The 25,659-nt window shown below is 49.0% G+C and carries 29 protein-coding genes and 1 riboswitch; of the genes, 9 read left to right on the top strand and 20 right to left on the bottom strand.

Going from position 1 to position 25,659, the window contains the following annotated elements; genetic code table 11:
• The first annotated feature begins 249 nt into the window (after nt 1-249).
• Nucleotides 250-2,094 carry a ribosomal protection-like ABC-F family protein gene (gene abc-f / locus AC5LIL_RS01330; RefSeq protein WP_214785060.1) on the top strand — a complete coding sequence of 615 codons (1,845 nt, stop codon included), beginning with the start codon at nt 250-252 and terminating at the stop codon, nt 2,092-2,094.
• A 17-nt stretch (nt 2,095-2,111) separates the two neighbouring features.
• On the opposite strand, the gene AC5LIL_RS01325 is transcribed toward abc-f, so the two are convergent.
• Nucleotides 2,112-2,276: a hypothetical protein gene (locus tag AC5LIL_RS01325; protein WP_214785062.1), complete on the bottom strand. Its 165-nt coding sequence runs from the start codon at nt 2,274-2,276 to the stop codon at nt 2,112-2,114.
• A 567-nt stretch (nt 2,277-2,843) separates the two neighbouring features.
• Entirely contained in the window at nt 2,844-3,692 is an 849-nt protein-coding gene (locus tag AC5LIL_RS01320; RefSeq protein ID WP_214785064.1) for a Cof-type HAD-IIB family hydrolase, read from the bottom strand.
• A 133-nt stretch (nt 3,693-3,825) separates the two neighbouring features.
• On the opposite strand from AC5LIL_RS01320, the gene AC5LIL_RS01315 reads away from it, so the two are divergent.
• The 5 genes from AC5LIL_RS01315 to AC5LIL_RS01295 all read left to right on the top strand — a co-directional run bounded on the left by AC5LIL_RS01315 (nt 3,826) and on the right by AC5LIL_RS01295 (nt 9,672).
• The gene (locus AC5LIL_RS01315; protein WP_214785066.1) at nt 3,826-5,340 is read left to right on the top strand and encodes a glycine betaine uptake BCCT transporter; all 1,515 of its coding nucleotides are present in this window, start codon (nt 3,826-3,828) and stop codon (nt 5,338-5,340) included.
• A 138-nt stretch (nt 5,341-5,478) separates the two neighbouring features.
• Nucleotides 5,479-6,753, top strand: a complete 1,275-nt coding sequence (gene kynU, locus AC5LIL_RS01310) for a kynureninase (RefSeq protein ID WP_499824605.1) — start codon at nt 5,479-5,481, stop codon at nt 6,751-6,753.
• Between the two features lie 12 nt (nt 6,754-6,765).
• The gene (kynA, locus tag AC5LIL_RS01305; protein ID WP_214792553.1) at nt 6,766-7,605 is read left to right on the top strand and encodes a tryptophan 2,3-dioxygenase; all 840 of its coding nucleotides are present in this window, start codon (nt 6,766-6,768) and stop codon (nt 7,603-7,605) included.
• A 15-nt stretch (nt 7,606-7,620) separates the two neighbouring features.
• Entirely contained in the window at nt 7,621-8,244 is a 624-nt protein-coding gene (gene kynB / locus AC5LIL_RS01300; RefSeq protein ID WP_499824604.1) for an arylformamidase, read from the top strand.
• A 99-nt stretch (nt 8,245-8,343) separates the two neighbouring features.
• The gene (locus AC5LIL_RS01295; protein ID WP_499824603.1) at nt 8,344-9,672 is read left to right on the top strand and encodes a sugar phosphate nucleotidyltransferase; all 1,329 of its coding nucleotides are present in this window, start codon (nt 8,344-8,346) and stop codon (nt 9,670-9,672) included.
• A gap of 52 nt (nt 9,673-9,724) precedes the next feature.
• Here the strand turns inward: AC5LIL_RS01295 and rbsB are convergent, their stop codons facing one another.
• The 7 genes from rbsB to AC5LIL_RS01260 all read right to left on the bottom strand — a co-directional run bounded on the left by rbsB (nt 9,725) and on the right by AC5LIL_RS01260 (nt 16,022).
• Nucleotides 9,725-10,636, bottom strand: a complete 912-nt coding sequence (gene rbsB, locus AC5LIL_RS01290; protein WP_214694925.1) for a ribose ABC transporter substrate-binding protein RbsB — start codon at nt 10,634-10,636, stop codon at nt 9,725-9,727.
• Between the two features lie 23 nt (nt 10,637-10,659).
• Nucleotides 10,660-11,625, bottom strand: coding sequence for an ABC transporter permease subunit (locus tag AC5LIL_RS01285; RefSeq protein ID WP_214694930.1), 966 nt, complete (start codon nt 11,623-11,625; stop codon nt 10,660-10,662).
• Between the two features lies 1 nt (nt 11,626).
• Nucleotides 11,627-13,105: a sugar ABC transporter ATP-binding protein gene (locus AC5LIL_RS01280; RefSeq protein WP_214785076.1), complete on the bottom strand. Its 1,479-nt coding sequence runs from the start codon at nt 13,103-13,105 to the stop codon at nt 11,627-11,629.
• A 12-nt stretch (nt 13,106-13,117) separates the two neighbouring features.
• Complete coding sequence (rbsD, locus tag AC5LIL_RS01275) at nt 13,118-13,507, bottom strand: D-ribose pyranase (RefSeq protein WP_147536999.1); 390 nt, start codon at nt 13,505-13,507, stop codon at nt 13,118-13,120.
• Nucleotides 13,507-14,391, bottom strand: coding sequence for a ribokinase (gene rbsK, locus AC5LIL_RS01270; protein WP_499824602.1), 885 nt, complete (start codon nt 14,389-14,391; stop codon nt 13,507-13,509). Before rbsK ends, rbsD begins: the two co-directional genes overlap by 1 nt.
• A gap of 3 nt (nt 14,392-14,394) precedes the next feature.
• Entirely contained in the window at nt 14,395-15,372 is a 978-nt protein-coding gene (locus AC5LIL_RS01265) for a LacI family DNA-binding transcriptional regulator (RefSeq protein ID WP_214875080.1), read from the bottom strand.
• 107 nt (nt 15,373-15,479) lie between these two features.
• A complete protein-coding gene (locus tag AC5LIL_RS01260) occupies nt 15,480-16,022 on the bottom strand; it encodes a GNAT family N-acetyltransferase (RefSeq protein ID WP_499824601.1) in 543 nt (180 codons plus the stop codon).
• Nucleotides 16,023-16,097: 75 nt separating this feature from the next.
• On the opposite strand from AC5LIL_RS01260, the gene AC5LIL_RS01255 reads away from it, so the two are divergent.
• Entirely contained in the window at nt 16,098-16,544 is a 447-nt protein-coding gene (locus tag AC5LIL_RS01255) for a DUF4385 domain-containing protein (protein ID WP_012727567.1), read from the top strand.
• Here AC5LIL_RS01255 and AC5LIL_RS01250 read toward each other — a convergent pair.
• The 8 genes from AC5LIL_RS01250 to tenA form a co-directional block, all read right to left on the bottom strand.
• Complete coding sequence (locus AC5LIL_RS01250) at nt 16,541-16,984, bottom strand: GNAT family N-acetyltransferase (protein ID WP_499824600.1); 444 nt, start codon at nt 16,982-16,984, stop codon at nt 16,541-16,543. The two genes, AC5LIL_RS01255 and AC5LIL_RS01250, sit on opposite strands and share 4 nt — an antisense overlap.
• A 62-nt stretch (nt 16,985-17,046) precedes the next feature.
• Entirely contained in the window at nt 17,047-17,496 is a 450-nt protein-coding gene (locus tag AC5LIL_RS01245) for an OsmC family protein (RefSeq protein ID WP_339963750.1), read from the bottom strand.
• Between the two features lie 42 nt (nt 17,497-17,538).
• Nucleotides 17,539-19,104 (bottom strand): GGDEF domain-containing protein, encoded by a 1,566-nt coding sequence (locus tag AC5LIL_RS01240; RefSeq protein ID WP_499824599.1) that lies wholly within the window; start codon nt 19,102-19,104, stop codon nt 17,539-17,541.
• Nucleotides 19,105-19,216: 112 nt separating this feature from the next.
• Nucleotides 19,217-19,855 (bottom strand): SDR family oxidoreductase, encoded by a 639-nt coding sequence (locus tag AC5LIL_RS01235; RefSeq protein WP_214694957.1) that lies wholly within the window; start codon nt 19,853-19,855, stop codon nt 19,217-19,219.
• A 26-nt stretch (nt 19,856-19,881) separates the two neighbouring features.
• A complete protein-coding gene (gene thiE / locus AC5LIL_RS01230) occupies nt 19,882-20,523 on the bottom strand; it encodes a thiamine phosphate synthase (RefSeq protein WP_214785088.1) in 642 nt (213 codons plus the stop codon).
• Nucleotides 20,492-21,331: a bifunctional hydroxymethylpyrimidine kinase/phosphomethylpyrimidine kinase gene (gene thiD, locus AC5LIL_RS01225; RefSeq protein ID WP_499824598.1), complete on the bottom strand. Its 840-nt coding sequence runs from the start codon at nt 21,329-21,331 to the stop codon at nt 20,492-20,494. Before thiD ends, thiE begins: the two co-directional genes overlap by 32 nt.
• On the bottom strand, nt 21,328-22,119 hold the full coding sequence (thiM, locus tag AC5LIL_RS01220; RefSeq protein WP_499824597.1) for a hydroxyethylthiazole kinase: 792 nt from the start codon (nt 22,117-22,119) through the stop codon (nt 21,328-21,330). The genes thiD and thiM overlap by 4 nt, the downstream gene beginning before the upstream one ends.
• Nucleotides 22,116-22,790, bottom strand: coding sequence for a thiaminase II (gene tenA / locus AC5LIL_RS01215; protein ID WP_499824596.1), 675 nt, complete (start codon nt 22,788-22,790; stop codon nt 22,116-22,118). Before tenA ends, thiM begins: the two co-directional genes overlap by 4 nt.
• An 88-nt stretch (nt 22,791-22,878) precedes the next feature.
• Nucleotides 22,879-22,983: riboswitch (TPP riboswitch) on the bottom strand.
• A 127-nt stretch (nt 22,984-23,110) separates the two neighbouring features.
• On the opposite strand from tenA, the gene AC5LIL_RS01210 reads away from it, so the two are divergent.
• Entirely contained in the window at nt 23,111-23,515 is a 405-nt protein-coding gene (locus tag AC5LIL_RS01210) for an ion channel (RefSeq protein WP_274664709.1), read from the top strand.
• 7 nt (nt 23,516-23,522) lie between these two features.
• On the opposite strand, the gene AC5LIL_RS01205 is transcribed toward AC5LIL_RS01210, so the two are convergent.
• Genes AC5LIL_RS01205 through AC5LIL_RS01195 form a run of 3 tightly spaced genes read right to left on the bottom strand, consistent with a single transcriptional unit; the run spans nt 23,523 to nt 25,152 of the window.
• The gene (locus AC5LIL_RS01205) at nt 23,523-23,675 is read right to left on the bottom strand and encodes a hypothetical protein (protein WP_499824595.1); all 153 of its coding nucleotides are present in this window, start codon (nt 23,673-23,675) and stop codon (nt 23,523-23,525) included.
• Between the two features lie 50 nt (nt 23,676-23,725).
• Nucleotides 23,726-24,553 carry an aminoglycoside 6-adenylyltransferase gene (locus tag AC5LIL_RS01200; protein WP_499824594.1) on the bottom strand — a complete coding sequence of 276 codons (828 nt, stop codon included), beginning with the start codon at nt 24,551-24,553 and terminating at the stop codon, nt 23,726-23,728.
• The gene (locus tag AC5LIL_RS01195) at nt 24,550-25,152 is read right to left on the bottom strand and encodes a pentapeptide repeat-containing protein (RefSeq protein ID WP_499824593.1); all 603 of its coding nucleotides are present in this window, start codon (nt 25,150-25,152) and stop codon (nt 24,550-24,552) included. Before AC5LIL_RS01195 ends, AC5LIL_RS01200 begins: the two co-directional genes overlap by 4 nt.
• Before the next feature lie 55 nt (nt 25,153-25,207).
• On the opposite strand from AC5LIL_RS01195, the gene AC5LIL_RS01190 reads away from it, so the two are divergent.
• A complete protein-coding gene (locus AC5LIL_RS01190; protein WP_499824592.1) occupies nt 25,208-25,657 on the top strand; it encodes an NUDIX hydrolase in 450 nt (149 codons plus the stop codon).
• The last annotated feature ends 2 nt before the right edge of the window (nt 25,658-25,659 follow it).

The raw sequence follows: 25,659 nt of genomic DNA, 5'->3' as shown, positions 1-25,659 counted from the left end.
AAACGCTTACAATCAAGACATAGATAAATGAAAGGAGGGAGAAAGGTGAAATTTGTCGACCGTACGCATTGGACAACTGAACATTTGTACATTTTGCGTGCGATTTTTCACGATGTCGCTTAATCAAGGGACCCGTCTGTCCTTTTTTAGACATTGCTGAATATACGACAAAGCGCCTCTCTCTCTAAACCGAGCGCTTCTTTGCGCTCGGTTTTTTTTGATAGGCCCTGATCTCAGGAGGAACCTATTATGTTAATCGATTTACAACACATTCAAAAACAATACGGTGGTCACGCCGTTCTCACAGATGCGAATTTAATGATAAATGAACGCGAACGAGTCGGGCTCGTCGGTCGGAACGGCAGCGGTAAAACGACACTGTTACGCATGATTGTCGGCTCTGAAGAGCATGACGCCGGAACGATTTACCGTCGGCAACGACTCTCCATCGGCTATTTGGTCCAGCTTCCCGATTATCCCGGAAACAGTGGACGCGATGTCCTTCAGACCGCCTTCGAGGAAGTCCTTCGCCTTCGCGAGAAGATGTCTCGCCTCGAGGAAGAGATGGCGACGACTAAACAGCTCGAACGTCTTCTCGAAACATACGGGACGGTCCAAGCGCAATTCGAACATGCGGGCGGCTACGTCTACGAGTCAAAAATCAGTGCGATGATTGACGGGTTGAAGCTGACCTCATTCGTAGACCAACCGTTCGATACGTTGAGCGGCGGGGAACGTACAAAAATCGGTCTCGCCTTGGCGCTTCTTCAAAAGCCAGAGCTACTCATTTTGGACGAACCGACGAACCATCTGGATTTAGAAGCGATGACGTGGCTCGAATCCTATTTACAGGATTACGATTCAGCGCTCCTGATCGTGTCCCACGACCGTGTCTTCTTGGATGCGGTCGCCACGCGAATCGTCGAGTGTGAAGACGGTGAATTGACGAGTTATCCCGGAAACTATACCGATTTCGTCGCCCAAAAAGAAAAACAATTGCTCGATCAGTTCCATGCCTATACCGAGCAACAAAAGAAGATTAAAAAGATGAAAGAAACGATTCGGCAGTTACGGCAATGGGCCAACGAAGGCAATCCACCGAATGAAAAGTTCTATCGTCGCGCTAAATCGATGGAAAAGGCTCTCGAACGAATCGAGCGGATCAAGAAACCACAACTCGAAGCCGACCAACCGAACATCCACTTCACAACGAACGGACGGACCGGGCGCGACGTCTTCGAAGTGAGTGACGTGACACTCGCCTATGATCGTCCTCTATTTGAAGACATGCATTTTTACACGGGGCACGGGGAACGCGTCGCCATCGTCGGACCGAACGGGAGCGGGAAGTCTTCGCTGTTGAAGATATTGCTCGGTCAAGTCGTACCGCAAGCCGGAACTGTGAGGCGAGCCGACCAAGCCAAAATCGGTTATTTATCGCAACACATCACGTTTGATGAGTCGCATCGATTAATTGAAGCGTTCCGAGACCGAATCGCAGTCGATGAAGGAAAAGCGAGACACCTCCTTGCTCAGTTTTTGTTCTACGGACCGAGTGTATTCAAACCTGTCTCGAATTTAAGCGGCGGTGAGAAGATGCGCCTCATGCTTGCAATCCTCGTCCATGAAGAAATCAATGTCCTCGTCTTAGACGAGCCGACAAACCACCTTGATATCGAATCGAGAGAGGCACTTGAAGAAGCGCTCGAACGTTTCCCTGGATCGGTCGTTACCGTCTCCCATGACCGCTACTTCTTAAATAAATTGTTCCCCATCACGTATTGGCTCGACGGGACGATGACGCGGTTTGAAGGCAACGTCGCCTATGCCCTCGACAAACGTGGACAGGAATCGAAAGATGAACCTATAACGGAATACGTTAAACCATCGAAATCGGTGAAGCAGACGAAATCTACTCCATCTACGATTGATGAAGAAGCTCACCTGACCCGATTAGAAGCAGAGCATCAGGCACTGCTCCAACGGATGAATGAATTGGATGACCTTGATGAATTGATGGCGCTACAACAACAAGTTGATGCACTGCAAGAAGAAATCGATGACGTGATGACACGTTTACTCGAATCCTTATAAAAAGAAGCGGCACCCAATCAAGGGCGTCGCTTCTTTTGCTCAAATCGAGTCTGTATGAGATAGCCGATGACCGCGATGGCCATCAACCCAATCGGGAATATGCGATAAAGACCTTCCATCGTTCCCGTGGTCAAAAGAATCATTCCACTCAAGAGCGTCCCAAACCAATATAGCTTTGGCATATGATCCCTCCATCGGTTGCATTCACTCAATAGGATACCACAAGAAAAGCGCCCTCACCCGGCGCTTTTCTTGATTCTCTAGTCCCCGGACTTTCATCCAACCAAGCCCCGCTCGATTGACCGTCCCATCTGTGATTTGGTTCGACTAGAGATGTCCAAGCCAACGTGACGCATCATTCGAATCAGTTCATCGTCCATTGGTTCACCAATTGTTTTTCATTACATAAAATGAAATCGAACAGGTGACTCGTAGACATTTTGATTGAATGGGCACGATAGACTTGGCACCTATACTGTCCACTTCTGGCGCGGATCATGTGGAATTCCTTATACAAACAGTCTGTCTGGTATGCTTGATCGTATGGCAAGCAGAGGCCGACGCATCATCGTTTGGAATACACGATTCACGCTCACATGGACTTTCCCATCCGCTTTCTGCGATCAGCTACAGGTGACGAAAGTGCCTCCCCGTTCCCCGACTCATTTCAGAAAGTGAATGGTTACATGTATACAATATCCGTTTTAAGCGAGATTCAATCCTCGTTCACGATTTCTCCATAATCCAATTTATACATAATGCGCCAACGCGTAAGCGACCCCGTCCTCTTCCACATCTTTGGTAATATGTGTGCTCAAATCTTTTAGCGGATCCACGGCATTTCCCATCGCAATCCTTGTCTCTGCTACTTCAAACATCGATACATCATTCAAATTGTCTCCGATGGCAACGACATCATGCATGGCAATCTGATAATGCTCCGCTAGCTGTTTTAGCGCCGCTCCTTTACTTGCATGAGGATGTCCAATCTCAATTTTCGTCCAACCCGCTGTCGTGATCAAAATGTCGTTCCGTGGTTCATAAACTTTGCGCAAGCGGTGTAGCTTTTGGCGATCGAACGAGTAGACAAACACCTTGTACACTTCATCTCGTTCAAAGTCGATGTCTTCCATCGAGTCCATGTACGTCAGACCAAACTGTTCATTTTGAATTTCAATCTCACGTTCTGCCCATTCCCGACTAAATGATTGATCGTGCGGCAACACTTCATCGAGTTCCCGCTTTAATAAATCGCTTCCCGAACGAAGCACCTTCACTCCCGCATTCGTATAAAATTCGACGTACGCATCGTCCGCTTTTGCGATTTCCCATAGTTCATTTACAATTGTCTGGTCCATCGCATGATAGTAAATTCGCTCGTTCTCATAAAAGCCGATTGCTCCGTTACCTGACAAAATCGGACAGACGAGGTCACTTCGCTTCAACAGTTCTTCGATATCATGAATCGAACGTCCTGAACAAATGGCGACGATATCACCATTTTCTTGTCGACGACGAATCGCTTCCTGGTTCGCCTCTGTAATCACACCCGTGCGCGATAACAGCGTCCCGTCTAAATCAATCGCAATCAATTTCATAGCATTCCCTCCTCTTTGGTTCTTTTCCCGATTCAACTATACAAAACACGATAAAACGCGCTTCCTGTTTGCAATGTGAAGATTAGGGAATCGTTTATTAGTCCTACATAATATTTTTTGAAAGGAGACATCTATGAAAGATTCTACACAAAAGCCACGTTTGAATCGCGTCTTTTACATTTCAGCAAGTTTGATCGCCTTACTCGTTCTATTCGGAGCGATTGCACCAACGACATTCGCTTCAATCGCAGGATCCATTTTTAACTTTACGACTCGCTCGTTCGGTTGGTTTTATTTACTTTCCGTGTTCTTGTTTGTGCTCTTTTTAGTCTTTTTAGCGTTTAGTAAATACGGAAAAATCCGTCTCGGGAAAGATGACGATCGCCCTCAATATCCGTTCTTCACTTGGATCGGTATGTTATTCTCCGCTGGGTTTGGTGTCGGACTCGTCTTTTGGGGTGTTGCCGAGCCGATGAGTCATTTCTTCACGCCACCGTACGCGGATACGGAGGCACTGACGGTTGAGGGAGCACGTCTTGCGATGGCCTATTCGTTCTTCCATTGGGGTGTCAGTCAGTGGTCTGTTTTTGCGATTGTCGGACTGATCATCGCCTACTTCCAGTTCCGTCGTAATGCGGACGGACTCATCTCGACTAGCCTTTCACCGCTTATAAAAGAGCGACCGTACAAACAACCGTTGAACCAGACGATTGATATTTTAGCGGTCATCGCCACTGTCATGGGTGTCGCGACGTCACTTGGTTTAGGCGTTCTTCAAATCAATGGCGGACTGAACAGCGTATTCGGGCTCCCGAACACCGCTTGGATGCAAGTCGCCATCATCGTCGTCTTGACCGCCCTCTTTTTAACATCGACGACGACAGGGCTCGATCGCGGCATCAAGTGGTTGAGTAACATAAATTTAGGGACCGCACTCGTGTTGATGGTGTTTGTCTTCTTTGCCGGTCCAACCATCTTCATCCTAGAGACCCTCACCCTTGGCTTAGGTGACTACTTACAAAATTTCATTCGCTATAGTCTGCGTCTACAACCGTATCAGCAAGGGACGTGGGTCCGAGATTGGACGATCTTTTATTGGGCGTGGGCCATCGCTTGGTCACCGTTCGTCGGAGCATTCGTCGCACGTGTCTCACGAGGACGCACCATTCGTGAGTTCATCGTCGGGGTCCTCATCGTTCCTCCGTTCATCGCACTCTTATGGATTGCCGTGTTTGGCGGCACTGCCCTCCATTTAGATTTGTTCGAAGGAACTTCCATCGCCGAAGCCGTCAATGCGGACGTGACGAGCGCACTGTTTGTGACGTTTGCCGAGCTACCATTCAGCTTCATCCTGTCCGTCTTGTCGATTCTCTTGATTTTGACGTTCTTGATCACATCGGCAGATTCTGCTACCTATATCATCAGCAGTATGACTACAAATGGTAGCTTGAATCCTCCTCTACCCGTTCGCATCGCCTGGGGTGTTCTGTTAGGAGGAATCGCCGCCGTTCTATTGATTGCGAGTGGGTTGGAAGGACTTCAAACCGCATCATTGATTTCCGCCTTGCCGTTCACCATCATCCTTTTATTGATGGTCTTCACACTATTCAAGCTACTCCGACAAGAGAATGTACGAAAAATAAAATAAGCTACACTCCTAAACGCTCAAGATTACGCTTGAGCGTTTTTTAGTTTGACTCGCTGACACCTCGTTGTTTGTTGACTTCCTCATAACCGATTGCTACGATTTTGACAACGTACACAGCATGAAGGGGGAAATGGGGATATGAACGATTTCACACGTGCCTACGCACAACAACTAGACAAACAAGACCCACTCGCATCTTATCGGGAAGAATTTTACTTACCGGAAGACGGGATTTATATGGATGGGAATTCACTCGGGCTCTTATCGAAACGAGCCGAGCGCACGCTCCTTGAATCGCTTGCGGACTGGAAAGAGCTCGGGATTGACGGCTGGATGTCCGGTCGTCATCCTTGGTTCAACTTGTCCGAAGAGTTGGCCGCACTGAATGCGCCGCTCATCGGTGGAAAGCCAGAAGAAGTGATGGTCACCGGCTCGACGACGGTGAACTTGCATCAACTCGTTGCTTCGTTCTTTAAACCAGAAGGCAAACGTACGAAAATTTTGGCAGACACCCTCACGTTTCCGTCTGATATCTACGCTTTGAAGAGTCAGCTCGAACTACGTGGACTCGACCCTTCGGAGCATCTCGTTCAAGTCGAAAGTCCGGACGGGCGCTTCTTAGTAGAAGACGATTTGATTGCCGCGATGACCGACGAGATCGCCCTGATCGTATTGCCGACCGTCCTCTATCGGAGCGGCCAGATTTTAGACATGCCGCGTCTGGCGAAAGCGGCGCACGAACGTGGCATTTTAATCGGGTTTGATGCTTGTCATTCCGTCGGTGCCATCCCTCACGATTTCCACGACTGGGGTGTCGACTTCGCTTACTGGTGCAACTATAAACATTTGAACGGTGGTCCGGGAACGGTCGGCGGCTTATTCGTACATGAACGTCACTTCGGCACGACACCGGGACTCGCTGGATGGTTCGGTTCACGCAAAGACAAACAGTTTGATATGGACCATACGATGACACCGGCTGAGCATGCCGGTGCGTTCCAAATCGGGACGCCACACGTCATGAGTCTCGCTCCGCAACTTGGCGCCCTCGAGATGTTTAATGAGGTCGGAATGGGAGCGATTCGTCAAAAATCGCTCGCACTCACGACGTATATGATGGATTTGATTGAAGACATGCTCGCACCACACGGATTCTTCATCGGAAGCCCGACGGACACACGTCAACGCGGTGCCCACTTGAGTCTCGAGCACCCTGAAGCGGCACGCATCTGTAAAGCATTGAAAAAACATCACATCATCCCTGACTTCCGGGCACCGAACATCATCCGTCTCGCACCGGTCGCATTGTATAACACGTTCACCGACGTGTATGACGTGATCGTGACGTTGAAAAAAATCATGGATGACAAAGAATATGAGGCGTTCGAGAACGTCCGTGAAGTGGTCGCATAAGGGGGAACTGTCATGAGTGAACGTATGGAACATAAAGTGGAAAAAACCATTCAAACCGACTTCTCGAAAGACATGTCGTACGGCGACTACCTTCAGCTCGACCCAATTTTGTCGAGTCAGCATCGTCTTTCTGACCATCATGATGAGATGTTGTTTATCATCATCCATCAGACGAGTGAGTTATGGATGAAGCTCATCTTGCATGAATTGACGGCGGCCACGACCGCTATCACGAACGGGGAGCTCGAGCGCTCATTCAAGATGCTCGCCCGTGTCTCGAAGATTCAGCAGCAACTGATCCAATCATGGGGCGTCCTCGCGACGTTGACTCCGGCAGAGTATTTAGAGTTCCGGGACGAGCTCGGCTCTTCATCCGGTTTTCAGTCCTACCAGAATCGACAAATCGAATTTGCGCTCGGTTTTAAAAACGCGCGCACACTCAGTGTTTATGCGCATGATGAAAAGCTGTATCCACTGCTCGAAGGCTCGCTACAAGCCCCTAGCATTTATGATGTGACTGTCCGTGAAATGCATCGCCGTGGTCTGTCGATTGATGCGAGCGTGCTCGAACGAGATGTCACACAGGATTGGGAATGGAACGAGAGTGTCGAGAAGGCGTGGGTCGAGGTCTATCGAGACGTCGAGACGTATTGGGACTTGTATGAGCTAGGTGAAAAACTACTCGATATCGGCAGCCAGCAACAGATGTGGCGCTTCAACCATATGAGTACCGTAGAACGCATCATCGGACAGAAGATGGGAACAGGGGGCTCGTCCGGTGTGAACTACTTGCGCCGCGTGCTCGATCATCGTTTCTTCCCAGAGCTTTGGACGGTCCGAACATCATTATAAGAGGAGCTGAACGAAATGACATGGATTGATGTATCCCAACCGCTTCAAGCCGATGTGACGACATGGCCGGGAGACACGAAGTTTTCGTATGAGATCGCTTGGCCGATGGCACAGAGCGGTTCAGTGAATGTCGGGAAAGTGACGATGAGTTTACATGTCGGGACGCATATCGATGCCCCATTTCACTTTGACGACCACGGGAAGCGTGTCATCGACCTCGACCCTTCCCTCTATATCGGTCCAGCCCGTGTCATTCATATGCCACATAAGTCAAAAATTGAAGCGTCTGACTTGGACGCTCATGACTTGACCGGGGTCGAACGCCTCATTTTGAAGACGGATGGTTGGCCAGATAAGAGCGTCTTCCCAGAGACGATTCCTGAACTGACTCTGTCTCTTGCCGATCGTCTCGGAGAACTCGGAATCTTTTTAATCGGACTCGACTTGCCATCTGTTGATGCGATTAACAGTAAAGAGATGGGTGCCCATCATGCGTTAACACGAAACGGTGTCCATATATTAGAAGGGCTCGTCCTAGACGATATTTTGCCTGGAGATTATGACTTGAATGCCGTCCCTCTACCAATCGTCGAAGGTGACGGAAGCCCCGTTCGTGCACTGCTTCGCCCCATGTCGTAATGAGATAGCCGGAATCGGCTGTCTCTTTTTTTGATTAGACAGGGATAGTCCAACGTTTGGCGAAATAGATGAAAACTCCATTTGAAAAGAGGATGTGCGATGAAAATTCTATTATTATCTGGTGGTGATGGAAAAAGATTATGGCCACTTTCGAATAATTCGAACGCTAAGCAATTCATTCGCTTGTTGCCTAGCGTAGATGGAACGAAGCAATCAATGCTTGAAAGAGTTTATAATCAACTTAAAAAACACGATTTAGACACTCATGCTTTCATCACCACAAATATTCAGCAAAAAGATTGTGTCATTCATCAAATTGGTACAGATACTAATATCATCTCCGAACCAAGTCGGCGAGATACATTCCCTGCAATCGTACTCGGTGCTAGTTATTTGAACGAACAACAGGTCAATCCGGATGAGACGGTACTCGTGATGCCGGTTGATGCTTATGTCGACCTTCGTTTCTTTGAATATTTTCTTCAATTGGATGAAGCGGTACAAGCGAATGACGATGCCCTACATCTGGTTGGGGTCACTCCCCTCCACCCGACTTCGAAATACGGATACATCGTCCCAGACGAAACGGCTCAAATCTCCTCTGTTCGCTTGTTCCAAGAAAAACCGACCGTCGATGTGGCGGAACAGTTGATTGAACAAGGCGCATTATGGAACTGTGGAATCTTCGCTTGTAAGTTGCACTTGTTGCTCGATGAACTGACGGAGCGAAACTTACCGACGACATATTCAGAACTTACGACCCGCTACGATGATTTAGAAAAAACGTCGTTCGACTATGCCGTCGTCGAACATGCGGAGTCCGTGTTCGTCCATCGTTACGATGGGGATTGGAAGGACCTAGGAACATGGAATACCTTGACGGAAGAAATGACGTCCACCACCCACGGTCAGGTTGAGTTGTTCGAGTCGACGAACACACATGTCATCAATGAATTGAATCTTCCGTTGATTGGAATCGGGCTCGAAGATCTCGTTGTCGCCGTCAACGCGGACGGGATTCTCGTCTCGACGAAAGATGCGACGCCGCAGTTAAAAGATTATCTAGCCTCCTCTGACGACTATCCAAAGTTCAAATGGAAGCGCTGGGGACAATCCGAAGTGATTCATCACGAGACGCTCGCGGACGGTCATCACAGTGTGACGCGACGGATGCTCGTCCAGGTCGGAAAAGAACTCAGCTATCATTATCACGAAGCGACCGATACGATTTGGACGCTGCTTCAAGGAACGGCGACCGTAACAATTGATGGACAATCGTTTGAAGCGAAGCCAGCCGACGTTATCTCAATCCAACGTGGACAGGCTCATATGTTAAGAGCTAGTGAAACTGTCATTTTGATAGAATTACAATACTCTTCGGGATACATGAACAAAGATACGCATTTACTTATTTCTCCATTTAGATGAAAAACCTCACGAGCTCTACCCGAAATCAAGGCATCGTGAGGTTTCATTTTCCTTATTTGATTAATTCGAGTTCGACCGGGATGTTCTCTTCCACCGTTTCACCCTTCAAATGATTGATTGCCGCTTCTACACCCAATTTACCAATCTCAGCTGGTTTTTGAGCAACCGTTGCTGCCATCGTCCCACCTTCGACCGCTTTGACCGCATCGTCTGTTGCATCGAATCCGATGACTTTCACGTCACTCATTCCAGCCGCTTCAAGTGCTTGAACAGCACCGAGTGCCATCTCATCGTTATGTGCGAATACAGCGACGATGTCTTTATTGTCTTGTAAAATATTCTCCATGACCGTTAATCCTTCTGCACGGTCAAAGTTTGCAGATTGTTTTGCCACGACTTCCAATTTCCCATCGATTGCTTCGTTAAATCCTTGTCCACGGTCACGTGTCGCTGACGCTCCCGGAATCCCTTCGAGTTCGACGACTTTTTGACCTTCGCCTACGAGTTCGACCATGTAGTCACCCGCCAACTGTCCACCCGCGACGTTGTCTGAGGCGACGTGTGCGACCACTTCACCAGTCTCTGCGTTACGGTCTACCGTGATGACCGGAATGCCTGCATCATTTGCTGCTTGTACCGCTGCGCCGACTGCTTCTGAATCTGTCGGGTTGATGAGAATCAAATCCATTCCTTTTTGAATCATGTCTTCAACGTCATTCACTTGTTTCGCGGCATCGTTTTGCGCGTCCGCCACTGTCAATGTCGCATCCATTTCGTTCGCCTGTTCTTCTGCGCCTTCTTTCAATGCGACGAAGAACGGGTTGTTCAATGTCGAGATGGATAAGCCGATTTCATAATCCCCATCTTTCGTTTCAGTCTCAGAAGTAGACCCCGGTTGTTCAGTCGAGCAAGCTGCCATCAGTACCATCGTTAGTGCGAGTAGCCAAGCTGTCCATTTTTTCATGTTCCGTTTTCCCCTTTCGCGTGTTACGCGTTTTGTCGACGATCAAGCAATACTGCAAACAATATAACTGCACCTTTTACGACGAGTTGGAAGAAAGATGATACGCCGAGAAGGTTCAATCCGTTGTTCAATGTGCCGATGATCAGTGCCCCGATCAATGTTCCGACAATCCAACCTCGACCACCTGCAAGGCTCGTTCCCCCGAGAACGACCGCCGCGATAGCATCGAGTTCATATGACGTTCCTGCCGTCGGTTGTGCGGAGTTGAGACGTGATGTCAAGATGATGCCCGCGAGTGCAGCAAGCATACCCGATAGCGAATAAATCATAATTTTGACTTTATTGACGCCAATCCCCATCAATTTTGCTGCTTCTTCATTTCCACCGATTGCGTACGTGTGACGACCAAATGTCGTCTTTTTCAAAATGAAATAAAGAACACCGAACGCGAGTAACATCGTCAATGCCGGCACCGGGATAATCCAGAAGTAGCCACGTCCCAGCATCTCGAACCACCCAGAATTTCCGAGACCAGTAATCGGTCGCCCGTCCGTATAGACGAGCGTCAAACCTCGGTAAATCGTCATCGTGGCCAATGTCGCGATGAACGGCGCCACTTTCCCGTATGTGATGACCGCCCCGTTAAAAGCCCCGAGAACGGCACCCGCAATCAAGCCAAGTGCAACGGCCATGACCGCATGTTGACCGTCCACCATCATGCCTGCCACTAGTGCAGATGCGAGCGCTAAAATCGAGCCGACCGATAAATCAATCCCGCCTGTCAAGATGACGAATGTCATCCCGAAGGCAATCAAGGCATTGATGGACACTTGTCGAAGTACGTTAAAGATATTATTTAATGATAAAAATCCAGGTTCGAGCGCGGTCACGACGACGACGATGACGAGTAGACCAAACAGCGGTCCTAACTTTTGTCCCCATCCAAGTCGACCCGGGCGCTTCAGTGCAGTCGTTGCTTTCAATTCCATATCATTGCCCTCCTGTCGCATACGTCATTACTTTTTCTTGCGTCGCCTCTTCTTTTGTGAGCGTTCCGGTCACAACCCCTTCCCGCATGACGACGATTCGGTCACTCATCCCAAGCACTTCCGGTAAATCGGAGGAGACCATGATGATGGCGACACCTGACTCCGCAAGATCACTCATGATGTTATAAATTTCTTTCTTGGCACCGACGTCGACTCCACGGGTTGGTTCATCTAAAATCAAGACGTCCGGCTCGACACCTAACCATTTACCGAGCACAATCTTCTGTTGGTTCCCACCGGACAACGACTTCACTTTTTGCTCCATCGAATGATGCTTGACCCGCAGTTTTTGTAAGTACGTCTCGGCGAATGTCGCTTCTTGTTGTTTGGAGATGACCGACCCTTTTGCCCGTTTATCGAGTGTCGGGAGTGATAAGTTTTCTCTTAGCGAGAAGTCGAGAAGCAAGCCCTCGCCTTTTCGGTCTTCTGTTAAAAAGGCGATGCCATGTTTGATGGCGTCTGCCGGAGTCTTGATCCGAATCGGTTTTCCGTTCAGTTTGATGACTCCACCTTTGTGGGCGTCTGCTCCGAACAAAGCACGCATCACTTCAGTCCGTCCTGCTCCCATCAATCCGGAGAATCCGACGATTTCACCGGCTCGAACGTTGAATGATACGTTGTGGAACCGGTTACCTATTAAATCATCTACTTCGAGAACGACCTCCCCAAGCGTCGCGGTGCGCGTCGGATAGCGTTCACCGATTTCGCGTCCGACCATATCGCGTACGGTTTCCTCAAAAGATGTGTCTTGAATCATACGGGTCGAGATGGACTGTCCGTCCCGAAGTACGGTGATTCGATCACACAAGTCAAAAATTTCTTCCATGCGGTGAGAGATATAAATGATGGACACACCTTGATCTCGTAAGGCACGTGAGACGGCGAAGAGTGCCTGAATTTCGCGATCCGTCAAGGCGGCCGTCGGTTCATCCATGACGATGACTTTCGCATCTGTCATGAGTGCCTTGGCAATCTCAATCATCTGTTGCTGACCGACCGATAAGTTGCGCGCCACTTCATCGACATCCATGAAGACGTTCAATTCTGCCAAATATTCACGAGCGCGTCGTGTCATTTCCTGCTGTTTGACCATCCCGAACGGCCCCGTCAGCTCCCGACCCAAAAATAAGTTTTCCGTTACCGTCATCTCCGGTAAAATGTTGAGCTCCTGATGGATGAAGGCAATCCCTTCTTGCTCCGCTTCTTTTGGGTGTTTGAATTGACGTTTCTTCCCATCGATGAGGATGTCTCCTTCATCTTGAGCGTGAAGACCGGTCATCACTTTCATCAACGTTGACTTGCCTGCTCCGTTTTCCCCCATGAGCGCATGAATTTCTCCGGGCAATAGTTCGAAGTCGACCCCTTTCAAGACGGAGACCGGACCGAACGACTTATGGATGCCTTTCAACTGAATGTGCATCGAAATCCCCCCTTAAAAAATGACCCCGGCGTGTAAGATGACGTTCGCGTAAGGTGTCGCTTCCCCAGTTCGAATGACCACTTTTGCTTTTGCGACCTCCCGTTTGAAATCTTCATGCGAACACATGTCGATGCTTGTATATCGTTCTTTCAGTGAGTCTGCAATCGTCGGGTTGTGTGTGAGAATCTCTTCGGCAATCGTGATGCGCTCTACGACCAAATCCGATTCGACGACATCAAGTACTTCAAGAAAGGAAGGTTCCCCGATTCGGAGGCTAAGGTCGACACGCTTCACCCCGTCCGGAATCGGGAGTCCGCAGTCTGCGATGACGACGCGATCCGTATGCCCGAGATCGGCAAAGATTTTTGCTAGATGACTATTTAATATCCCTTGTTTTTTCATCACACGCGCTCCAATCGTTGTTGTACATCTTCTCGTGTCGGCATACCACCTTGTGCACCAAAGCCTTCGACGCTCATGCCGGATGCGACGACGGCAAACCGTACGGCCGTCTCTAAATCCTCTTGCTCGATGAGGGAGACAGCGAGCGCACCGTTGAACGTGTCACCAGCTCCTGTTGTGTCGACGACGTTCGCTCGGATGGCTGGCACATGCCGTACTTCTCGTCCATCATGGAATCGGACACCACGAACGCCTTCCGTGACGATTAACTTGTTCGGATATCGTTCAAGCACTTCGTCCACGGACAATTCCTTAAATAAATCCCGGCATTCATGTTCGTTCGGCGTCAAGTACGTGACGTCTTCAATCACTTCTAACGGGAGCGGTTGAGACGGGGCCGGATTGAGTAGTACGGGAATCCCTTTCACTTTACAGTAAGCGGTCACTAGTCGAACGGTTTCGATTGGAATCTCGAGCTGTAAGAGTACGAACGACTGCTCATCGAGTAACTGATCTAGTTCCTCTTCCGTGAAGAAGACCTGCTTGTTCGCGGATTGGACGACGACAATCGAATTATCTGCTTCCGCCAATACGATGTGTGCCGTCCCCGTCACTTCATTCGGTATGATCCGAACGTGCGCAACATCGACGCCATACTGTTTGAAGTTCTCAACAATCTGCTGACCGAACGGATCGTTCCCTACACAACCGACCATCTGCACCGTACTTCCTAACTTAGAAGCAGCGACCGCTTGGTTCGCACCTTTCCCTCCTGGAACGGTACGAAACGACTCGCCGATGACGGTTTCCCCTGCTTGCGGACGTTTGTCGGACGTGACGACAAGGTCCATCGATATACTGCCAATGACAACAATGCGTTTCATTCTTTATTTCTCCTTCCGCTTTGTCGTTTGTCTTTCAAGCAACGTGACCGGTAACAACATCTCTCTCGGTCGTGTATCTTTTTTCTCAATCAAATCGAGCAATCGCTCGGTCGCGACTCGACCCATCTCATAGATGGGCTGGACGATGGTCGTCAGTGGCGGGGACGTCATCTCGCCAAGCTCGATTCCGTCATATCCGATGACCTGTAGTTCTTCCGGGACACGAATGTTCCGACGAACTGCTTCCTGCAATACGGCGGCTGCAATCACATCGTTTGCTGCGAAGATGCCATCGAACGGCCACGCATGATCAAACAGCTCTTGGGACGCTTTCAAGGCGTCTTTGAACGTGAACGTGGACTCGGTCATCCCGACGAGTTTGTCCCCTGCCACTTCGACAAATCCTTCGGTCCGACGCTTGACCGTCTTGAGATGATCAGGTCCGGCAATGTGAGCCAGTCGTGTCGCACCGCGTTGTAACAACGTGTCGGCTGCCAACTTTCCGCCCTCGTAACCATCCGATACAACGGCGTCGATTCCAGCCTTCACGATTCGGTCGAGCGCGACCATCGGTAAATCCAACGTCTCGTAATTCGGGTTGTGCGAATGGTTCGTGGTGATAATCAGCCCGTCGACATGCATCGTCTGCAAGGCGACCAAATACGTCTGCTCTTTTTCGAGTTGTTCGTCTGTGTTGCATAAGACGACTTGATACCCATGCTGATTGGCGACATCCTCAATCGCCCGAGCCAGCTGTGGAAAGAACGGGTTTGTGATGTCCGGCATGATGAGTCCAATCAAATTCGACGATTTTTTATAGAGCGAACGAGCGACTCGGTTCGGTGCGTAATTCAGTTCCGCAATCGCCTTTTCGACCGCTTCTTTCGCCTCTTCGCTCACATATCCGCTTTTATTCATGACGCGTGATACGGTCGCCACTGAGACGTTCGCATGTTTTGCTACTTGTTTGATGGTCGCCATTTGACATCCTCCATTCTGGAAACGCTTACAAAACCATCTTAATGTGTAACCGGTTACATATCAAGGGGTTTTTATGATTTCATGAAAAAACACATCGAAACAGCGCTTCAATGTGTAGAGAACGTCGGATTGAGTTGGACATAGACGAGGCATTCTACCGTTCGTCCATCGAGTCGAGTCAATTCTTGCGTTTTCGTGAACGCATAGGTGAACCCACATTTCTCAACGACACGTCGGGATTGGTCATTGAAGCTGAAATAGCCGCACCAAATCCGCTCCAGCCCTAATGCTTCGAATCCAAATCGAATCATCGCCTGAACGGCTTCCGGCACATAGCCGTTCCCCCAGTAATCGGGGCTGAGCACATAACCGATTTCACGTTGAGCCTCATGTTGAATCGTAGGGTCCGGTCTTCGGTCATGTAATCCGATGCTGCCAATCACTTGCCCGGTTTCTTTCAACACGATCGCCCACACGTCTTTTTCCTCAATAAACAGTCGAATGACATCTTTCGTCTCTTCAACGGATTCATGTGGCGCCCAACCCGCCATCGGTCCGACACGTTCGTCTTTGGCGTAACGATACATATCTTCTGCGTCCTCTAGCGTAAATGCTCTTAAGATCAATCGTTCTGTCTCCATCTTGATCATACAAACCCATCCTTTTCCTTCAAGTTGTTTCTTTCCCCGACCTAATGGGAAAACGTTAGGCGAGGAGGAATAAACATGCCATTTGACTATGATTTAAATTTTGATGAAATCGACTTCCGAAAACAACCCGAACTGTACCGAGTCGGCCGTGGTGAACAAGGGGTACTACTCGTTGAGCCGTATAAAAGTGAGATTTTGCCCCATTGGCGATTCAAGACGCCAGAGATCGCCAAGCAATCCGCTGAAGAAATCATGGAATTGTTTGAAGCGTATCGCGCGAACGACGATTTCGTCGGGATGGACATGGCCCGAAAGTTCATCCAAATGGGCTACACGCGGGCCCGACGCTACGCCAATTATAAAGGAGGACGTAAATATAAAGAAGACGGTGACATCCACGAGCGCGAAATCGACGAAGAGAAAGCAGAGTCTGCCCGTATCTTTAAAACGTATTGGGATCAACTCCGTGCCGACGAGGATTATTTACGACGTAAAAAGGCACATCAGAAACAGTACGGTTAATCGCGCACCATCACTTGGAACGGAACCTCATTTCGCTCAAACGATGTGATTGTACAAAATCCAAGCGTTTCATATAGATGAATCGCACGCTCGTTAAAGGAGGCGACAGTTAGACGGAGCGGTTTCCCCTGTTCCGCCGCTCTCTCCATGACGTATTCCACAAACGATTGTCCGCGTCCTTTACCCGTCAAGTCAGGTCTCATCCCAAACCCAATGTCCATGAAGTCTGACGAATACGGATATGTCGAATTTGGCACTTGTGCAGCAGCTCCGATACAATAAAATCCAATCAGCTCATGATCCTCTAACATCACCTGATACGTCATCAATTCGTCAATCCCCTCTTCAGAAGGCGACTGATTATAGAAATCATAAGGAGCTCCGTACGTCCATTCTTGAATTTGACTTGCCCATTCACGCGTCATCGGTCGGTGATGCATTCGTCTTCCCTCCGTACGCTTTTCCCAATGTCTATGTAAAAAAGATGAGGTCGCCCTCATCCTTATTTCCGAGTCCATTCTGCCGTCATCTCCACGTCCGCTTCATGCATCAAATTATGAATCGGGCATCGTGCCTCGACACCTTTTTGTAATTCGGCAATTCGCTCATCCGATTCAGTCGTATCGAGTACGATCTTCATCTGAACTGACTCAAAATACGTTCGGACACCTTCCATCCCTTGGAACCCTCTCGGATCGAGTGTCCCTTCCGTCACGAAATGGACACCCTCGTAATCAAAGTTCAAGTCCTGTGCGACATAGGCAATCATGATGGTCGTGCAAGACGACAACGCACCGAGAAGGTACTCAAGCGGATTCGGCCCCATATTCGTTCCACCGAGTCGTTCCGGCTCATCTACGATAAATGGGGTGTGCTCACCTACACGTACATTCGTCTTGACGCCTCCCGCTTCTCCCTCGGCGCGCATCGTGACTAACGGTCTTTCTGACATGTTCCATCCTCCTCTTCATCATCAAACACTTCTATGTTCCCTTTATTTCGGACCATGTAACGCCTCGTCATAAATCGCATAATCGTTTTTTCCGTCCTGCTTGATTTGATACATCGCCTGGTCCGCTTTATGAATCAGCGTATCCAAGTCCGTCCCTTGATCCGGCGCATGACTGACCCCAATACTTGCCCGGATTGGAATCGTCACATCCGGCGTTCTGTATGGATTCCGATTCAACGTCATCTGAAGTTCATGAATAAATGCGAGTACTTCAGATTCCGTCAGATCGACTAAGTAGATATAAAACTCATCACCTCCAACACGGGAAGCCAAGCCGACATCTCGCGTTGATACTTCTAACAATCCACCTAAATGCGTTAAGAAATGATCGCCCTCTTGGTGACCATACGTATCATTGACCGCTTTGAAACCGTCCAAATCAATAATCAATAAAGATAATCTTGAGGAACTTAGTAACGCATGGTCTGCCTGTTCATAAAACGCACGTCGATTGGCCAACTTCGTCAGTGGGTCATGATAGGCAAAGAAACGGATTGTTTGCTCTGCTTCTTTGAACGAATGAACGTCTCGAATGATGATCATCCCATGGATTGTTCGATCGATATCAACAAAGTCCCCATCAATGACGACATACCGCTCTTGCCCGGATTTCGTCATAATCTTCGTCTCGAACTCTAAAAACTTTTTGCGAGTCTGGAAATGTTGATGATAATGCTCCATCCACTCCGCCTTTTTCTTTTCCGGTAATAAATCGACAAAGCGTTCATTTACGACACGGACCGTATGAAAGAGTGTGCGCGCTGCTGGATTCGCACTTTCCACTTTTCCATCGGGATCAATCAACAAGATGGCAGATGGATTCAAGTTATACAGTGTCCCGTATCGTTTCACGTAAGAGGTCAAGAAATCCAAACGATTCATTGCGATGACGAGCGCCACTGCCCATACGAGCCCTCCATACATATAAGAGTACGGCGGAATGAACCCACGGAATTGAAAATAACCGAAGACAACATCCCATAACAATACGACATTTGCCGTCCAAAAAAGCATGCGCAACACGCGTTGGTGTTCTCTTCGTTCCGCACGTTTGAGAGCATAAAAAATGAGACCGATGATCAATATGTGAAAGATGTTCCCGACGGTCAGCGTAATCAAATAAGAAGCGTTGAACTCGGGATAAATCCAGATCCCCACTTGCTCAAACTGTTGACTGTTGATGATGTTCTCTCGCCGGATATACGTCAATATGACGGGAATCAGCGGCAAATAGACGACCCAAGGATACAGCCACTTCGGTGCCTTTGCTCCGACGCCTGTGATACTTAATATGAAATGAACAGAAAAGATAAAGATGAAGATGCCGGCATTCCCAAACCAATACGCAATGAGTGCCGGACTGTATTCAATCGGAGAAAGATGGCGGACAAATTCAGCCAAGAAGAGCATCGAATAACCGAACACAAACAGGCTCAGCAAACGATGCTCTACTTTATTCGGATTGCGTTGAAAGACATCGAGTGCTAAAAATCCGAGCAAAAATGACGGTAACAAATAGACCGCCAGATAAATAAACATCTCGGTCATGCGGGACCTCCTCATCTGTTCGTATTCTTCTATTTCGTTATTCTGCGTTCTTTTCCCTCTTTAACGCGACAAAAAACGGGATGGTTCACATCCCGTTCTTCGTGTCACACACTTATAACGTTTCTTCGATCGGGGTATCCCCTTTGATCAAATCGATTGCTTTGTTCTGCGCGTTTGAATGGTTATGAAGGACGTGCACCAAGAATGATGCCACGTCTTCGCGTGGAATCTCTCCACTTCCCTCGAATTGCGTGTTCACTTTGCCCGTTCCCGCATCATCTGTCAATGCGCCCGGACGTACAATCGTGTATGTGAGTCCACTCTGTTCGAGTAAGCGATCGGCATGATGCTTCGCTACATAGTAAGGCTTCATCGAATCTGGCCAAGCTGAGCGATCCTCTGCTTTCAAGGCGCTGACCATGACGAAGTGTTTGATGTTTCCGTTCGCTTGTGCTGCTTCGATACTCTTCGCTGCACCATCTAGGTCAATTAAGAGTGTCTTGTCTGCTCCAGTGCTTCCACCAGAACCGGCTGCGAACACGATGACATCCATTCCGTCGATTGCCTTTTCCAAGTCTGCCACTGAACCTTCAAGGTCACCGAGTACGGCGTTGTATCCTTTTGACTTGAAGTCATTGAGTTGCTCTTCTTTACGCACCATCGCTGTGACGTGATGCTTCCCTTCATTGTGTAACTTTTCCACCAATTGATGGCCAATCTGGCCGTTTGCACCGATTACAAATACGTTCATCTGTCTTCCTCCTCAAGAAATTAAATTCAGAGACAAGCGAAACGCCGGGTAGCCGTTGCTACATCCGGTGCAGAAGCAATGGCAGAGATGACGGCAACGCCGTCTGCCCCGTCATGAATGATGGAAGGAACATGCTCTGGAAGGATGCCTCCGATCCCCACAATCGGAAGCTGTGGGTATTGTTCACGGACTTGTTGAATCAGTTCAGTGCCGCGCACATGCCCCGCATCCAATTTGCTTTTCGTCGCGTGAATCGGGCCAATCCCGACATAATCTGCAAACGGAAGAGCCGCACTTACTTCCTCCATCGTATGGACCGACACCCCTAACCATTTGTCAGGGCCTAACTTTGCACGGACCCATTCGGCAGGCAAGTCGTCTTGTCCGACATGCACACCGTCTGCACCAATCGAGATTGCCAAGTTCACATCGTCATTGATGATGAATGGAACATTCGCTTGTCGACATACCTGTTGGAGCGTCCTTGCCATTGCTTCTTTTTCATCTCCATACAATGCATCTTTACCTTTTTCGCGAAATTGAAAACATGTCACACCACATCGAAGTGCCGTTTCGAGTGTCCCCACCAAATCAGATGTATCCGTCGTCCCACACACAAAATAAAGACGAAGTTGCTTAGCGAGCGCTTGTTTCGTACATGACGTCAACGGTAACTACCTCTTCTTTCGCTAAACGATGTCCCCAATGATTTGTCGGTCCATGTCCCTGTCCAATCGATAATCCATGCGTGATCGCCTGATGGATAAATTGCTTCGCGTCCGCGACAGCTTGACGAAGTGTCTTTCCGTATGCCAGCTCAGCCGTAAAAGCTGCAGAGAACGTACATCCCGTTCCATGTGTGTCTTTCGTCCGAACGCGGGGTGCGCTCACTTGAAACGCTTCAGATTCGGACACAATCAAATCGACGGCCTTCACACCTTCCATATGTCCACCTTTGATGATGACGACATCGACACCGAGTGCCCGAATCAATTGAGCGGCCTTCATCTGATCTGCCTCCGTTCGAATCTCGATTCCGGCCAATACCTCTGCCTCAGGGATATTTGGCGTCACGACCGTCGCATATGGCAACAGCTTCGTCCGAAGTGCCTCGACCGCGCTATCTTGCAACAAAGAAGCGCCCCCTTTCGCCACCATGACAGGATCGACGACGACGTGTTGGAAACGATGACGTTCAAGTGCTGCGGCTACCGCTTCAATTCGCTCCACATCTACCAACATGCCAGTCTTGCATGCTGTAATCTGAAAGTCATTGGCCACTGCATCGATTTGCCGAGTGATCATTTCCGGGGAAATCGCTTCAATCCCATGCACACCTAGTGTGTTTTGAGCCGTAACCGCGGTCAACACACTCGTCCCGAACGCACCGAGCTCTTGAAATGTTTTTAAATCGGCCTGAATACCAGCGCCGCCCCCTGAATCAGATCCTGCAATCGTCAAGACTTGTGGTCTCATGAGGTCGACACCTCGATTCGATTCGTCGGGATTGTATATTGCGTCAATTGATGGAGGGCATTTAAAAAGTGAATCGGAAAATCTCCTGGTCCTTCTGCCCGTTCACTCGCCAACTCCCCGCAATAGGCATATCCTGATACGGCTGTCACCGTCGCCTTGAGGGCATTCTTTTCGACCGCTAGACATGCTCCGACGACCGCACTGAGTAAGCATCCCGTACCGGTCGTATCGGTCATCCGTTTTGTCCCCCCATGAACTTCTATGACGACACTTCCATCGCTGACCATATCCTCTTTTCCGGTCACGGCCACGACACATCCATATCGTTTCGCCGCTTCGAGTGCCAATTGACTTGGTTCATACGCCCCGTCACCCGCATCCACACCTCGTGCTGTCCAATCAACGCCAATCAATGTCGCGATTTCTCCTGCATTCCCACGAATGACCGATACACGGACGTGGCGAAGGATCCGCTCGACGACATCTCGACGGAACGACGTCGCCCCGACACCGACCGGATCGAGTACAATCGGACATCCCGCTTCATTCGCCGCCTGTCCCGCACGAATCATCGTCGCCTCAGTCATCGTGCCGAGTGTCCCGATGTTTAACACGAGCGCATCGCTCACAAACGTCATCTCCGCCACTTCTTCAATCGCATCGGCCATGACGGGAGAAGCACCAATGGCGAGCAGTCCATTCGCCGAAAAGTTAGCAACGACCGTATTTGTGATGTTGTGGATCAACGGTGCCGCTTTTCGAACCTCACTCCAAATCTCATGTCTCATTGGTTGACCTCCTGTGACAATGTCCATGACTCTAGTGTCCACGCCATTTCCCAGAAGGCAACTTCGTAGTAGCAACTCTTCAAGAAGAGTTTCGTGTAACGAAGCCGCTCTTCTTCTGTCGCTTGCCCAGCCAATTCGTCCAATCGGTCAATCTGTTCTTCCACTAGCTCACGGAACCACTCCGAACCGTACGTCGCAATCCAAGCCGAATAAATCGGATGGTCTGGGCGCTTATCCTTTAAGCGTTCACCAATCTCGTAATACACCCAGTAACACGGAAGGATTGACGCCAATACGTCACCGAGTGTCGGTCCTGCCTGTTGCATGTGGAGCGCATACGCATACGCGGTCGGTGCCGGCTCGAATGTCGCCAGTTCAACATCCGTCACATTGAGCATCGTAAAGAACTCACGATGAAGTGCGAGTTCCGCCTCGATCGTGTGTAAGGCATGTGTTAAAAAGCGACTCGATAGTTCCATTGTCGGTGCGAGCGTCGCCCCTTTGGCCTGCACTTTTGAGAATTGATTCAAGTAATACGAATCTTGCATGACGTAATGTCTAAACTTTTTCTCATCGAGTGTTCCTTCTCCGAGTGAACGAACGAACGGATGATGAAAGCTTGCTTCAAACAATCCATCTGCTTCCTGACGTAAGTGATCTGTAAATTTCATAGTAACTCCCCCTTATCACAGATAAAAAGACGCCGCCTCCCATAACGGAAGCGGCGTCTCGGACAGTCATATCTAGGTGAAGCCATATGAGTCGTTTCGCCCACTTCCCTACGCTAGTTTGAACTAGATCAGGTTCGAAGGGTCTGGACCATGTCCATCTCAGCCGCGTGACGCGACTCCCCTAGTGGCAAACATTATGAAATTCAGTCGTCTTCGACCACATTCTATCAATCTTTTCATCAATTGCAAACCTTTTCCGATTCTGTTTTTCATTCTTCGCTTCGGGAATGGGTAAATGAACTCATTTACATGAAAAGGATGTGTCCGGATTGAATACGATTTTATTAACCATTGCATTACTCTTCATCAGTTTGAACGTGTTTTGGTTTTTCAAACGTCAAACGTACAAGCAAACAGGATTTGACGGGAGATTGTTCGCTCAGTTGTTCGTTAGCCTACTTGGTGTCATGTTAGGATTCACATTGATTTATTATGCTTTGTCTCGTGATTCAGTCATTCTTGTGACTTCACTCGAATCCATGAATGCCGTTGAACCGACTTGGGAAAACCTCCTGTATTTCAGCGGGGTCACTTTATTATCAATCGGATTTGGTGATTTGTTGCCGATTGGTTTGACCCGATTATTCGCCATCATCGAAGGCGCCATCGGCATTTTGTTACCGAGTGCCTTCTTCATCAAATCGATGTATCAAAAAGACAAGTGAACATATCCTAGCGCCCCGTGATGAGTAAGAACATATTAAATGCGACGACACCAAGGGGGAGCATCGCAACCAAAATGATTGGCCATTTTTTTAAGCGAATGCCGACAAAGAGGACAAGACTTCCGACTAGAAGAGCAATAAATGTCGTATATGGGTTCATGAAAAAACGCTCCTTTCTCTATAAGGAGCGTTTCCCGGCTCACGGCCTCATTAATCGTTCGAATGTCGAAGTGTTGCACATGCGGCACGGACGCGTCTGGCTTCTTCTTCCCGGAAGACGAAATCACCTTGTTCCGCGACACGCTGCGCGCAAAAGAAGAAGAGTGATTGCAGGCGATCATGCGTGTCTTCAATTGCGCTCAGCTCAGCCGAGGCATACGTCGCCGTGAGCATCTCCCACAATTCTTCCGGTAAATGCTCTCGCATCCCGTCGCCCGATTTCCCGAGATTCACAGAAAAGTTCGTCGCATAGCCGATATTCCATTGCATCATCTGACGGAGCATATTTCGCATGATGTCGAGATGATCGAGCGCGTATAACACCTGGTGTCGTTTGATTCCTTTGACAACATAGAGTGACACCCACCAAAATTCATTCCAACAAGACGCATACTCATCAGCAGACGGGCGTGTCACACGGTATGTGTCGTCTGACGGTGTCACACTCGGATGATGGTCTCGGTCGAACACGATTTGACTGAGCGAATCGGCTTCGAGCATCTCATCAAGTTGCTCGATGCTTCGAATCGTCAAATCAATACGATGTCCGTCTACATACTGCACCAAAAATGCCACATGTCGTTCAGGATCAGACGTTTCAGGTATCTGCATGATCAAGACTTCTCCAAACATATCGATCCATGAGCGATCGGTCGCAACCGCTTTTACATCTTCTACGTAAAAAGTGAGGTCGACATCCTGATACGCGTCCGCTTGTACATTCGGATTGACGAGCGAGCCGTTCAAGACGACCGTTCGGATGTATTCACGTTCTTTTGCGAACGCAATCAACTGTTCAATCATTTGTTCCGGTTTCATTCTATAATCGCCCCCAATGAGCGCGCGACTTGGATTGCCTGCATCGCGTCTAATTTTGTTTGTTGTAACGTCACGTTTGAAAAATCAACCCCATCGACAAGTGCTCCTCTGAAGTCAGCACCACGGCACACCGCATGTTGAAGTGTCGCTCGTGACAAGTCCGCCTGATGCCAAACCGTCTCGGTCAAATCGGCACCGTATAGGTCCGCCTCAACCATACGAACGTGGGTCCAATCCATTTTCTTGAGTGACACGTGACGAAGGTTGACGAATGACCAGTCCCCTTCTGTGACATGGACGCCCTCAAACTGACTCTCCTCAAAGGAAGACCCCGTCATTTTACATTGCTCAAACTCACTCGTGAACAAATTGGCACCATGGAACTGACAGTTCAAAAATGAGCTGCCGACATGACGGGACGCATTCCATTTCGAATCGGTAAAATCACAGTTGATGAACTGACAGCGCTCCGTTTGTAGTTCCGTCGCATCGACGTATGTGAAGCGACAGTTCTCGAACGTGATGTGTGACAGCTCTTCGTCACGGAGTGTCACGTCGCGGAAATCTTCATCTCGGTATTGCGTATGTGGTTGAAACATAATATCCCTCCTTCAGGTATACTAGAACAGATTACAAAGATTGGAAGTGATATAGATGGACCTCGTATTCCCGACCGAACAAGGCGTCTTCAATTACCGCGTCGCCGGTATTTTCGTGAAAGACGGACACGTATTGATTCACCGAAATATCCGGGATGACTTTTGGGCACTGCCTGGCGGTCGCGTGACGCTCGGTGAAGAAGCCGCAACCGCCCTCGCGCGCGAGCTACATGAAGAATTGGATATGTGCGTGACCGATACCACGTTCGCCTTCGTCCACGAGAATTTATTTACCTACAACGAACAGCCGTTTCATGAGATTGGACTGTACTTTTATGTAGACGGTGATCTCCCGCTCCAAGAAGGAGACTTTTATGGACCTGAAGGAGACCACCTCATCTATCGTTGGCAAAAACTCGACCGTCTTCGAGAGGTCACGCTCTATCCAGAAGTACTCGCACAACTACCGAATCGTTTGCCGTCTCATTCACTAAATCCGGCTTGAAC

Source organism: Exiguobacterium sp. RM11 (genome assembly GCF_059821525.1).
This window is presented reverse-complemented; position numbering and strand designations above follow the sequence as displayed.